Below are 11,269 nucleotides of genomic sequence, written 5' to 3'. Positions count from 1 at the left end.
CGACTTAGCGCCCCCTCCGTCACGAGGCTTCGCCTCGCGCCACCTCCCCCGTTTCACGGGTGAGGAGAAGGTTTCTCCTCCCCCGCGCGCGGGGGAGGTGGATCGGCGCCGAGAGGCGACGAGACGGAGGGGGCGCTTGTCGGATCACCGAGCCCCTCTCGTGTTGACACCGGGGTCGCCGCCCACGATGGTCGCGGCCCTTAGCGTCCGGAGCCCGCCTTGACCAACCTGCTGCACGCCATGCTGGGCAAGGGGCTGGGCGGTCTGGAGCAGGTGTTCCTGGACTACCAGCCGATCCTGGAGGCCTGGGCCGCCAAGCACGGCGGGCGCTGCGTCGGCGTGGCGCGCAAGGGCGGCAAGGTGGCCGAGCGGGAGGCCTCGCGCACGCCGCCCCTGGCGGTGATGCCGGCTCTGACCGACTGGGATCCCGTGACGGTCGGCGCGGCGCGGGCCTTGGTCAGGGCCGTCGCGCCCGATCTGATCCTCAGCCATGGCCAGCGCCCGGCGCGCCTGTTCGCCAGGGCCGCGCCGGCCAAGGTCGTCCAGGCGGTGTGCCTGCACAAGCCGTCGTTCGACGTCACGCCCGGAACCCACTACCTGGCTGTCGGCCAGCATCTGGCCCGGCTGGCGATTGAGCGGGGCGCGCCGGCGGACCATGTCTGGTTCATCCCCAACGCCGTGACCCCGCCCAGCGTCACAGCCCATCCGCTGGCCCGGGACGACGGTCCGGTGAAGATCGTCGCCGCCGGTCGACTGCACCCCAAGAAGGGCTTCGACGTCCTGATCCGCGCCGTCGGCAAGCTGCGCGCCTGGGACTATGACGTCCGCTGCGAGATCGCCGGCGAGGGCGACGAGCGCGGCGCGCTGGAGGCCCTGATCGGCGAGCTGGACCTGGCGTCGTGCGTGACCCTGGCGGGCTGGACCCGCGACGTCGCCGGCTTCCTGGCCCAGGGCGACCTCTTCGCCTTTCCCTCGCACCAGGAGGGGTTTCCCCTGACCCTGCTGGAAGCCATGGCCGTGGGCTTGCCGGTGGTGGCGACCGAGATCGACGGGCCAAATGAGATCCTGAAGGACGGGGTCACCGGTCGCCTCGTGCCCGACGACGACCCGGACCGTCTGGCCGAGGCGCTGGGCGAGCTGATCGGCGACCGCGAGGCCGCGCGCGGTTACGGCCGGGCCGCGCGGGATCTGGTGCTGAGCCAATACGGTCCGGATCAACTGGCGCGGCGCCTGGAAGCGGCGCTCGACGGAATTCTATCGCGGGCTTGATGCGAAGCGCGCTTGGGCGTATGACCCCCGTCCGTCCTGGCGATGGCTGGGTAGCTCAGATGGTTAGAGCGGTGGATTCATAACCCACAGGTCGGCGGTTCGATCCCGCCCCCCGCCACCAGGACGGACTGTTTTCCTCGATAATTGAGCGGCTTGGGTCAGGTCGAGACCGGGAAGACCCGCGTCTGCTTGACCACGCCATAGGCGAAACTGGTGTCGATCGAGGCGATGCCTGGGATGGCGTGCAGCTTGCGGCGCATGAAGTCCTCATAGGCCTCCAGACTGTCGACGATGACGCGCAACAGATAGTCGTCGCCGCCCGCCAGCAGGAAGCAGTCGAGGATCTGATCGATCCGCGCCACCGCCGCCTCGAAGCCGGTGATCAGGTCCTGGCCGTGGCGGTCGAGGCGCACGCGGACGAACACGGTGATCGGCAGGCCGTAGGCCTTCTGGTCGACGAGGGCCGTGTAGCCCTTGATCACGCCTTCGCTTTCCAGATTGCGAACCCGCCTCAGGCAGGGCGAGGGCGAGAGGTTCACCCGCTCGGCCAGTTCCTGGTTGGTCAGGCGTCCGTCCTTTTGCAGCTCTCGGATGATCTGGCGGTCCTTGGCGTCCATCTCGGCCTTCCGTGGCAGGATCTGCCAAAATATGCCCTCAGGATGGCAGGGTTCGCAATCCGATCGACCTCAAACGGCGTCATGGTCGCTTCAACAGGGAGCTATCGGATGCGCCAAGATCAAGCCGGCTTCGCCACGCGAGCGATCCATGCGGGATACGATCCCGCCGAAGCGCAGGGCGCGCTGACGCCGCCGCTGCACCTGACCTCGACCTTCGCCTTCGAGAGCGCCGAAGCCGGCGGCGAGATGTTCGCCGGGACCCGCGAGGGGCACTTCTATTCGCGGATCTCGAACCCGACGACCGACCTCCTGGAACGGCGGCTGGCCAGCCTGGAAGGCGCGGAGGCCGCGGTCGCCACCGCCTCGGGCATGGGCGCGATCACGGCCACGCTGTGGAGCTTTCTGAAGGCCGGCGATGAGGTGATCACCGACCAGACCCTCTATGGCTGCACCTTCGCCTTCCTGCGCGACGGCCTGACCCGCTTCGGCGTGACGGTCCGCCAGGTCGACATGACCGAGCCTGACGCGCTGGCGGCGGTCATCTCGGAGAAGACGCGGATTGTCTATTTCGAGACCCCGGCCAATCCGAACATGCGCCTCGTCGACATCGCGGCCATCGCCGACATCGCGCGGGCGGCGGGGGCCAAGGTGGTGGTTGACAATACCTACGCCACCCCTGTGATCACCCGCCCGATCGCGCTGGGCGCCGACATCGTCGTCCACTCGGCCACGAAATATCTGGGCGGCCACGGCGACCTCGTCGGCGGCGTGGCCGTCGGCGGGACCGAGGACATGGCGCGGGTGCGCCTGTGCGGGGTGAAGGACATGACCGGGGCCGTGATGTCGCCGTTCACGGCTTTTCTGGTGCTGCGAGGCCTGAAGACGCTGTCGCTGCGCATGGCCCGACACGCGGCCAGCGCCGAAACCGTGGCCCGCTGGCTGGACGCGCATCCGGCCGTCGAGCGCGTCTTCTATCCGGGTCTGGCCGGCTTCGCGCAGCGGGCCCTGGCCGAGCGGCAGATGGCGCTGGGCGGCGGCATGATCGCCTTCGAGCTGAAGGGCGGCCACCAGGCGGGCGTGTCGATGATGAACCGCCTGGCGCTGATCCGTCGGGCGGTCTCGCTCGGCGACGCGGAGACGTTGATCCAGCATCCGGCCAGCATGACCCACTCGCCCTATACGCCCGAGGAGCGGGCGGCGGCGGGCATCGGCGAGGGGCTGGTGCGGCTGTCGGTGGGGCTGGAGGAGGTCGCCGATATCCTGCGCGATCTCGAAGCGGCGCTGGAGGTTCGGAAGGTTCCGGCGATGGCCTGAGCGTCGCCGCGGCGTTAACCTTCCCTACAAAATTCCTACGTCTGCACGGCCGATTAACCGCGCCGTGCGTTTATCCTTCCATGTCGAAGTTTACGGCGGGCGTGGATCAGGATCGGCGGACATCCGTCCGTGTCCCGACGCGGAGACCGGGAAAGGTGCTGTGCGGCGCCTTCGCCTGGGACTGCGTGATCCGTGACGTCTCCAGCCAGGGTGTCAAAATCCAGATGCTGGCGGGCGCGACGCCTCCGGACCAGATGCAGCTGGTGGATATCGCCGAGGGGCAGGCCCACGACGTGGTCGTCGCCTGGCGCCGCGATCGCGAGCTGGGCCTGCGCATTCTCCGCACCTATGACCTGCGCGGCCTGGCGCCGGCCGCCGCCGGCGTGGCCCGGCGGATCTGGCGCGCGTCCCGGTCCGAAACGGACCCCGGCTGATGTGAAGAAGGCCCCGGTTCCGCCAACCGGAGCCTTTGGAATTTCACGGGGTCGAGGGCCTCTGGCGAGCCTTCACCGTCACTACTCTAGGCCTCGCGCGCGGCTTCGTCGGCCATCGCGCGCACCAGGTCGAGAACCTGGCGACGGACGCGGCCGCGACCGATGCGCGGAAACACCTCGGCCAGCTCCAGACCTTCGGGAGTGGTCAGGAACTCCTGGACCACCTTTTCGGCGTGCCGCGTCGCGTCATCGACCTCGGCGCCGCTCATCGGGTCGGCCAGGCCGTCGAAGAAGAACGACACCGGCACCTGAAGTGTACGGGCGATCTCGTAGAGCTTTGACGCGCTGACGCGATTGGCGCCGCGCTCGTATTTCTGAACTTGCTGGAAGGTCAGGCCCAGGGATTCCGCCAACTGTTCCTGGCTGACGCCCATAAGCTTGCGACGCATTCTCACGCGACCGCCGACATGCATGTCGACGGGATTTGGGCGCCGGCCTTCGGTTTCTTCTTTCATCTTTCTTCCGCCTCCAACGGTTGTCCGCAGAACATGACACGACCGTGACGTTGGTGAAAGCGAGGTATGCCGGGCGCGGCGTTAGGTCGCTATGGTCAAGCTTTGCTTTGCGACCGCCTTCTACACGATGTCACGCGTGCAAGGTCCGGGTACCGTGACCACGGTCATCCCAGATGCGCCGCGCCGCCGTTTTCGTGTCATGCAGCCGATAGAGGGTTTCCGCCGCCAGAGTCTCGTCCCGTTCCGCGCCGGCGCCCAACTGCGGGGTCATGGCGCGCTTCACCTGGCGCTGCACGGCGGCGAGGTCGCCGAACGCCATCATGTCCAGCGCGTCGACCTCGTAGCCCACCGGCGATTCGCGGCAGATCGATTCCAGCACGCGCGCCAGCAGCTCTGGGCTGACGGCGATCTCCGAGCCGGCCGCCACGCCGTACTGGTAGGCGCGTGGAATGCCGACCAGGCGCGTGTCGATCGGCGAGTTCAGGATGCCTGGATAGAGCTGCATGTCGATCATGCCCACGAAGCGCGTGACGCCGTGGCGCAGGGCGTGCTCGAACGCCGCCGCCCAGACCTCGAACACGCGCTGGCCCCGGCCCGCCCCCTTGCGATCGCGATAGACCTCGGTGGTGAACAGGCGGGTGGCCTCCCAGACGTCGGGACCCTTCTTGGGGGTCTCGCCCGGAGCGATCAGGTGCGGGAACTTGTCGGCCAACATGCAGCGGTCGTCGGTGGGGCGCAGGCGCAGCCCGACCTCCAGCCGCATCTCGTCGTCGAAGCCCAGCAGATAGATGGCGCGATCATCGTCGTAGTCGTCGACCTCGCCGCCATCCAGAACGACCAGGTCGACCCAGCCGTTTTTCTCGACGCACTGGCGGCGGCGCTCCTCGTGCATGGCCCAGAGCTGCGGGCCGTACAGGTGACGGTTCTCGGAAGTGATGATGTGGATCATGGGCCGGCCCCCAGCAGGCGATGACGGGACGGCTGGATTAGGAGACATGATCCGCCTGGCGGGCGATAGGCCAAACGGCCTATGCGGCCGCGCTTGCCAGCGCGCCTCCACGAGGCCAGCATCCCGCCATGAGCCCGCTGTCCGAAGAACGCTACCGCAGCTTCGCGGCCTTCTATCCCTTCTACCTGACCGAACACGTCCATCCGGTCAGCCGGCGGCTGCACGTTGTGGGCACGACGCTGGTGGTGGCGTGTCTGGTTCTGGGCGCGCTGCGCAGCGCCTGGTTCTTCGCGGCCGCGCCGGTGGTCGGCTACGGCTTCGCCTGGGTGGGGCATTTCGTGTTCGAGAAGAACCGGCCGGCGACGTTCAAATATCCGCTCTACAGCCTGATGGGGGACTTCCGGCTGTGGTTCGAGACCGTGACGGGCAAGCGCGGGTTCTGAGGCTCATCCGATCGCGCCAAGGCCGTTGAAACGGGCGCGTCGGGTCAACCCGCTTGGCTGAGCAGGCCCAGTTCGCCGGCCTTCATGACCGCCTCCTGGCGCTTGACGACGCCCAGGCGCTTCTTCGCCGCCTCGATGTGATGGTGGACGGTGCGGGGCGACAGCTCCAGGATCGCGCCGATCTCCCAGTCGGTCTTGCCCCGGCTGGCCCAGTACAGGCACTGGGCCTGGCGCTCGGAGATCACCCCGTAGTCGGGATTGTCGTCCTGCAGCTCCCAGTGCTTGAGCATGACGGTTCCGAAGACCGTGGCCAGGCTCTCGAGCACGGCGCGGGCGGCGGGGTCGGTGTCGGGCGCGCGGGTCGACATGCGGATCAGCACCTCCTGGCCGGCGGGCCCGAAGACGCGCACCACGAAGCCCTCGTTCATGCCGTGCTCGCCGGCCTCGCCCCACATGGCCTGGGCGCGGCCGTCGCCAAAGGGCTTGGCGTCGCTCCAGGCGAAGGCGCGAGGCGACTTCAGCAGCAGCTTCACGCACGGATCATGGACGACATAGCGCTCGCCCCAATAGCGCTGATCCCAAGCGTCGAAGTCCTGGCGGCTCAGGGTCGGCGGTTCCCTGCCGTAGCGTTCGGCATTGACCAGGGTGGCGCAGAACCGGTCATAGCCGAACGCGCCGATGGCCTGGGCGAAATGGGTCTCGACCTCGCCCGCCGATCCCAGATGCGGCGCTCTGCTGAGAAAGGCCCAGGCCTGTTGTTCGGCGGTGGTCAGCACCCTGCGGGACATCCTGAGGAACACGTCAGGGTAGGCTAGGCCAGGAGTCTCGCGGGCGCCAAGCGACTACTACCCTGGGTGGCGCCCGGCGCGCTCGTCCGATGGTCGCTGGAGCGTGACGCCGAAAGTGGGAACCGGCTTCGGGGGCGAGTTACGCTCACAAGTATACGATTTAGAGCCTCGCGACCCAGGATCAGGCGGCGGCCTCGTGACCGCTTTCGGCGTCCTGGTCGTCCTCGTCGGAGAGCAGGGCCGACAGGACGACGGCCAGGCGCTCGGGCTTGATCGGCTTTTCGACCACATCCTGCATCCCGGCGGCGATGTAGGTCTGGACATCGGCGGGATCGGCGTTCGCGGTCAAGGCGACGATCGGCGTCCGCGCCGGACGGCCGCTCATCTCGCGGATGGCGCGGGTCGCGGCGATGCCGTCCATCCGGGGCATCTTGATGTCCATCAGGATCAGATCGAAGCGGCCGCCGCGGGCCATCTCGATCGCCTCGACGCCGTCGACGGCCTGTTCCGACGTGCATTCGAACATGTCGCACAGCGCTTCGGCGACCATGCGATTGGTGGCGTTGTCATCGACGATCAGGATGTGAGCCGCGCGACCGGCGACGGCGGGTTCGGCCTCCTGGGCCTCGACCGCGGCGGCCGGGGCGACGCTCAGCGAGAAGCCGACCGTCAAGCCCGCGCCGCGATTGGGCTCCGCCGCCAATGGGCCGCCCATCGCGCGCATGATGCGATGAGCCAGGGCCACGCCGACGCAGTGGGCCAATTCGCTGTGATCGCGCAGGCTGACGGCGCTCAGCGGGTCGCGCACGCGCGCCAGGCGCTCTTCCAGATGCCCCTCGGTGTTGTCGCGGACCTGACCGTCGAGTCGGATCTTGGCGCCCTCCGCGCGAGCGGTCAGGCGGGCCTCGATCAGGCCCCGGCCGCACGCCAGGGCGTTCTCGATCAGGATGTCGAAGACCTGAAGCAGACGATCGCCGTCGGCCTCGACGCCGCACTCGGGGTCGCCATCGTAGGACACCAGGAGCATGGAGCCGCCTTCCTGGGCGCGTGGCGCCCAGCGCGCCTCGATCGCGTCGGCCAGATCGCGCAGGCGCATCGGCGCGAGCTTGAAGGTCAGCTGGCCCTGCGCCGAGCGGTGCAGATCGACGGCGCGGCTCAGGGTCTCGCCCATGTCGCGGCTGGTGTCGCCGATGGCGCGGACGAAGGCGGAGGCGTCGGGCGTCAGGCGCTGATGCTCGAGGCGCTCGGTGATGGCCATGACGCCGTTCAGGTGGGCGCCGACATCGACGGCCATGCGCTCCACCAGGGCCATGGCGTCGCGCGCCTCGCGCTGGCGACGGCCGTGAGACTCAAGCAGCGAGGACAGACCGCCGACGCCCAGATAGCGGCCCGCGCCGTCCACGGCGACATAGGCCGAGCGGTGGATCGGCGTGGGGCTCTCGGCCAGCGCCATGACGAAGGCGTTGGCGTCGAGATCGGCCGCGACGATCCGCGGCTCGGGGTCCATGACATTGGCGATCGGCTGGGTCGCCAGGGTCTCGCCCGCGACGCGCATCATGCCTTTCAGGACGTCGCGGTAGACCAGGCCCACCGGCGCGGCGCCCTCGACGACCGCCAGCGCGGGCAGGGCCGGTTCCGCGTCGAACAGCGCCGCCACCTGACCGCAGGGCGTGGCGGGGCTGATCGGGGCGCGGTGGTCGATGAGGCGGGATAGCGTTTCCATACAGCGCTTCGCTCGGCATTCGGGAGGCGAACATGGACCGAGCGGCCTTGCGGAGTCGTTAAGTCGAGCGCGCTTCTCTTTCTGGGCCTCGCGCGAGGATCGCGCCGCGACGCGAGAGAACATGAAAAAAGGGGCGACGGTCAGACCGTCGCCCCCGTTCTCGATGGTTTCGCCAAGCCTACCAGGACTTGGTGATGGCCACGCCGTACAGGCGCGGCTCCTGGGTGATTACGTTCGTGAACAGACCCGAGGTGTCGTCGGTCGTATAGGCGTCGACGATCGGGGTCTTGTTGCCCAGGTTCTTCACATAGGCCTCGAGCGTCACACCCCATTCCGGCTTGTCCAGCTTCAGGGTGATGTTGGCGTTGTCCCAGGCCTTCAGGCGGTCGTAGTCGGTGTTGTAGACCCGGGCGAACTGCTGGGTCTGGCGATAGTAGTCGCCGCGCAAGGTGGCGTTCCAGCCGCCCGGCAGGTCGAAGCGGTACTGGGCGCCGACCGAGGCGGTCCAGTGCGGCGAGTTCGGCAGCTCCTTGCCCGCCAGGCTGGAGGCCGTGCCTTCGATCGAATAGCCGGCGCCGTAGTTGTAGAGACCGGTGCCGTTGGCCAGGAAGGCGGCCGTGGCGGCCGGCAGACCCGCGCCGCCGAGCGCGGCCGGAGTCGCCAGGAACGCCTGGTAGGCCGCCGCGCCCGAGCAGGCGAAGGGCAGGGTGGCGCCCGCGCCCAGGCCCAGCACCGTGGCGACGCCGGAGGTCGTCAGCACGCAGTTGGCGCCGACGGCGGGCGAGTTGGGACCGACCTTCACGACCGTGTACAGCGGGTTGTTCTGCGTGCGGTTCATGGTGTCGATCGAGCTGACGCCGTCGCCGATCTTGGTGTGCAGATAGCCCAGGTTGGCGTTCAGCTTCAGGTCATGCACCGGCGACCAGATGGTCTCGAACTCCAGGCCGTAGACCTTGGCGTTGACGTTCTCGTTGACCGAGGTGCGGTTGACGATCTTCGAGATCTGATAGCCCTGGTAATCGTAGTAGAAGCCGGTGGCGTTGAAGAGCAGGCTGCCGTGCAGCATCGTGTTTTTGGTGCCGACCTCGATCGCGTTGACGAATTCGGGGTCGAAGGTCTGCTTGACGCCGACCGAGTTGGCCGGGACGCCCGGGTTGATGCCGCCGCCCTTGTAGCCCTTGGAGTAGAAGGCATACAGCAGCGTGTCGTCGGTGAACGACAGGTGCGCCTTGTAGTCGAAGCCGAAGCGGCCGGTCAGCTCGCTGAAGCGGGCGCGCTGGTCGGGGTTGGTCGGGTTCAGCGTCAGGCCGTAGCCGGGCGCCAGCAGCACGGTCGAGAAGTTCTTCACCGCCTTCTTGTCGCGGGTCTGGCGCAGGCCCAGGGTGAACTTCAGATCCTCGTTGGCCTGCCAGTACAGTTCGCCGAACAGGGCGTCCGAGGTCAGGGTGTAGGGCGTGCGGTTGTCATAGTAGTTGTGGCCGTCGCCGGTCGGCGTGGCCGAGGTGTCGATGCCGATGCAGTTGGCGGTGGTCGCCGGGTTGCAGTTCGGGTTGCCGGTCTTGGAGTAGTTCAGGGCCAGCGACGACAGGGTCAGCGAGTTGCCGATCACGTAGTAGTCGGTCAGCGTCCGGTAGGTGAAGTGGATGCCGCCGAAGTTGAAGTTCAGCGGACCGTCGAACGACGACTGCAGTCGCAGTTCCTGGCTGAACTGTTCGGAGCGGCCCGACGAGACGTCGATCGTGGTGAACTTGTTGGTGTTGCCGACCTGCGGGTCGTTGAAGAAGCCGCCCGGCGTAAACGGCGTGTTGTTGAACGGCACCAGCGAGACGGTGCGGTTGTAGTCCTGCTTGGTATAGACCGTGCCCTTGCCGTAGGACGTCATGGCCGTGAAGGCCAGCTTGTCGGTCAGGTCGTAGTTCAGGGTGAACTGATAGGTGTTCGAGGCCGAGCGATACAGCGGGTCCAGAGCGGTCTGGATCTGTTGCAGGTCGGTCGAGGTGGTGTTGCCGGCGTTCACGTCGCCCGAGGTGAAGCCGAAGATGTTGCCCAGCAGGCCGGTCAGGGTGCCGGCGGTGTTGACCGTGCCATAGGCGCTGGAGCCATACAGCGACGAGGGCAGACAGCCCTGCGACAGGAAGATGCGCGACGCGCCGGTGGCGACGCCGCCGACCGTGGCCGGGCCCGGGTCCTTGGTGCAGAGCTGCTTGCCGGTGCGGGCGCGGTTGTCGTCCTCGTGGAAGCGCTCCCACAGGAAGTTGGTGCGCAGCTTCTCGGTCGGGTTGAACATCACCTGGACGCGGGTCGAGTACAGATCCCGGTCGTCGACCTTGTGATTGTTGAAGGTGTTGGTGACGAAGCCGTCGCGGTTCAGCGTGGTGCCGGCGACGCGAACGGCCAGCTTGTCCTCGAAGATCGGGATGTTGACCATGCCGCGATAGCGGGTCGAGCCGTAGTTGCCGACTTCGGCGCGGACATTGGCCTCGAACTTGTCGGTCGGCTTGGCGGTGATCACGTTGACCACGCCGCCGGTGGCGTTGCGGCCATACAGCGTGCCCTGCGGGCCGCGCAGCACTTCGACGCGCTCGACGTCATAGAATTCGGATTCGAACAGGTTGCCCGACTGCTGCGGGGCGTTGTTCATGTGGACGCCGACGCCCTGGTCGGCCGACGCGCCGACCGCCTTGGCCCCGATGCCGCGGATCTGGAAGTTGAAGCTGTTGGTGAAGTTGCTGCGGGCGAAGGTGACGTTCGGAATCGCCTGCTGCAGGTTGGGACCGCCGTCGATCTTCTGCGCGGCCAGGCTGTCCTGGCTGAAGGCCGACACCGCGATCGGCACGTCCTGCAGCGCCTCTTCCTTCTTCTGGGCGGTGACGACCAGTTCCTCGATGACCGTGGTCTGGGCCGCCGGTTGAGCGGGCTTGGCCTGCTGCGCGAACGCGGGGACGGCGAAGCCGGAGATCGCGATCACGGAAGCGCCCATGACCAACAGGCTCCGCATACGCAGAGTTTGCGACATTGAATTCCCTCCCTGAACCCAAGCGGCCCCTTATGGGCGGAGCCTGCGAGGGTCGATGTTTCCTCGGCGCCGTACTGTTTTTCACCACGCGGGCGCACGGCGGGCCCTTCGTGGCATTGGGAGATTGCATACTTGCGTTTGAAAGCTGTCAACTGGCCTGCGTGTAAGTGATCAGCGATAGGTTACGCCTTTTCACTTTCG

At 67.5% G+C, this 11,269-nt stretch carries 10 protein-coding genes, 1 tRNA gene and 1 pseudogene; 5 read left to right on the top strand and 7 right to left on the bottom strand.

The annotated features are described in order from the left end of the window. Positions 1–6 precede the first annotated feature (6 nt). A pseudogene (locus OR37_RS22175) lies at positions 7–137 on the bottom strand (hypothetical protein); the annotation flags it as partial. Between the two features lie 82 nt (positions 138–219). Here OR37_RS22175 and OR37_RS13695 point away from each other — a divergent pair. Beyond that, complete coding sequence (locus tag OR37_RS13695) at positions 220–1,269, top strand: glycosyltransferase (RefSeq protein ID WP_004620854.1); 1,050 nt, start codon at positions 220–222, stop codon at positions 1,267–1,269. A 44-nt stretch (positions 1,270–1,313) separates the two neighbouring features. Further along, a tRNA-Met gene (locus tag OR37_RS13690) sits at positions 1,314–1,390 on the top strand. A gap of 37 nt (positions 1,391–1,427) precedes the next feature. On the opposite strand, the gene OR37_RS13685 is transcribed toward OR37_RS13690, so the two are convergent. Then, positions 1,428–1,886 carry an Lrp/AsnC family transcriptional regulator gene (locus OR37_RS13685; RefSeq protein ID WP_004620852.1) on the bottom strand — a complete coding sequence of 153 codons (459 nt, stop codon included), beginning with the start codon at positions 1,884–1,886 and terminating at the stop codon, positions 1,428–1,430. A gap of 108 nt (positions 1,887–1,994) precedes the next feature. On the opposite strand from OR37_RS13685, the gene OR37_RS13680 reads away from it, so the two are divergent. Both OR37_RS13680 and OR37_RS13675 read left to right on the top strand, forming a co-directional pair. Then, the gene (locus OR37_RS13680) at positions 1,995–3,200 is read left to right on the top strand and encodes a methionine gamma-lyase (RefSeq protein ID WP_004620850.1); all 1,206 of its coding nucleotides are present in this window, start codon (positions 1,995–1,997) and stop codon (positions 3,198–3,200) included. Between the two features lie 80 nt (positions 3,201–3,280). Continuing rightward, the gene (locus tag OR37_RS13675) at positions 3,281–3,634 is read left to right on the top strand and encodes a PilZ domain-containing protein (protein WP_035017421.1); all 354 of its coding nucleotides are present in this window, start codon (positions 3,281–3,283) and stop codon (positions 3,632–3,634) included. A gap of 86 nt (positions 3,635–3,720) precedes the next feature. Here OR37_RS13675 and OR37_RS13670 read toward each other — a convergent pair whose 3' ends face one another. Together OR37_RS13670 and OR37_RS13665 are read right to left on the bottom strand one after the other, a co-directional pair. Next, positions 3,721–4,149 (bottom strand): helix-turn-helix domain-containing protein, encoded by a 429-nt coding sequence (locus OR37_RS13670; RefSeq protein ID WP_004620846.1) that lies wholly within the window; start codon positions 4,147–4,149, stop codon positions 3,721–3,723. 130 nt (positions 4,150–4,279) lie between these two features. After that, positions 4,280–5,098 carry an acyl-homoserine-lactone synthase gene (locus OR37_RS13665; RefSeq protein ID WP_004620843.1) on the bottom strand — a complete coding sequence of 273 codons (819 nt, stop codon included), beginning with the start codon at positions 5,096–5,098 and terminating at the stop codon, positions 4,280–4,282. A gap of 128 nt (positions 5,099–5,226) precedes the next feature. Here OR37_RS13665 and OR37_RS13660 point away from each other — a divergent pair, with 128 nt between their 5' ends. After that, positions 5,227–5,541: an Mpo1-like protein gene (locus OR37_RS13660; protein WP_004620842.1), complete on the top strand. Its 315-nt coding sequence runs from the start codon at positions 5,227–5,229 to the stop codon at positions 5,539–5,541. 44 nt (positions 5,542–5,585) lie between these two features. Here the strand turns inward: OR37_RS13660 and OR37_RS13655 are convergent, their stop codons facing one another. The 3 genes from OR37_RS13655 to OR37_RS13645 all read right to left on the bottom strand — a co-directional run bounded on the left by OR37_RS13655 (position 5,586) and on the right by OR37_RS13645 (position 11,068). After that, positions 5,586–6,317 (bottom strand): helix-turn-helix transcriptional regulator, encoded by a 732-nt coding sequence (locus OR37_RS13655; protein WP_106404385.1) that lies wholly within the window; start codon positions 6,315–6,317, stop codon positions 5,586–5,588. A gap of 193 nt (positions 6,318–6,510) precedes the next feature. Continuing rightward, positions 6,511–8,052, bottom strand: a complete 1,542-nt coding sequence (locus tag OR37_RS13650; RefSeq protein WP_004620839.1) for a response regulator — start codon at positions 8,050–8,052, stop codon at positions 6,511–6,513. A gap of 178 nt (positions 8,053–8,230) precedes the next feature. Next, positions 8,231–11,068, bottom strand: a complete 2,838-nt coding sequence (locus OR37_RS13645) for a TonB-dependent receptor (protein WP_004620837.1) — start codon at positions 11,066–11,068, stop codon at positions 8,231–8,233. Positions 11,069–11,269: the final 201 nt, after the last annotated feature.

Source organism: Caulobacter vibrioides OR37, assembly GCF_000372645.1.
GTDB lineage: Bacteria > Pseudomonadota > Alphaproteobacteria > Caulobacterales > Caulobacteraceae > Caulobacter > Caulobacter vibrioides_E.
The sequence above is the reverse complement of the archived record's forward strand: the minus strand, read 5'-3'. Positions and strand labels throughout refer to the sequence as shown.

What these genes read in the sequence shown, in the direction of transcription:
- OR37_RS13685 (WP_004620852.1), bottom strand. Translation starts at nt 1,886, where the DNA reads ATGGACGCCAAGGACCGCCAGATCATCCGAGAGCTGCAAAAGGACGGA.
- OR37_RS13680 (WP_004620850.1), top strand. Translation starts at nt 1,995, where the DNA reads ATGCGCCAAGATCAAGCCGGCTTCGCCACGCGAGCGATCCATGCGGGA.
- OR37_RS13675 (WP_035017421.1), top strand. Translation starts at nt 3,281, where the DNA reads ATGTCGAAGTTTACGGCGGGCGTGGATCAGGATCGGCGGACATCCGTC.
- OR37_RS13670 (WP_004620846.1), bottom strand. Translation starts at nt 4,149, where the DNA reads ATGAAAGAAGAAACCGAAGGCCGGCGCCCAAATCCCGTCGACATGCAT.
- OR37_RS13665 (WP_004620843.1), bottom strand. Translation starts at nt 5,098, where the DNA reads ATGATCCACATCATCACTTCCGAGAACCGTCACCTGTACGGCCCGCAG.
- OR37_RS13660 (WP_004620842.1), top strand. Translation starts at nt 5,227, where the DNA reads ATGAGCCCGCTGTCCGAAGAACGCTACCGCAGCTTCGCGGCCTTCTAT.
- OR37_RS13650 (WP_004620839.1), bottom strand. Translation starts at nt 8,052, where the DNA reads ATGGAAACGCTATCCCGCCTCATCGACCACCGCGCCCCGATCAGCCCC.
- OR37_RS13645 (WP_004620837.1), bottom strand. Translation starts at nt 11,068, where the DNA reads ATGTCGCAAACTCTGCGTATGCGGAGCCTGTTGGTCATGGGCGCTTCC.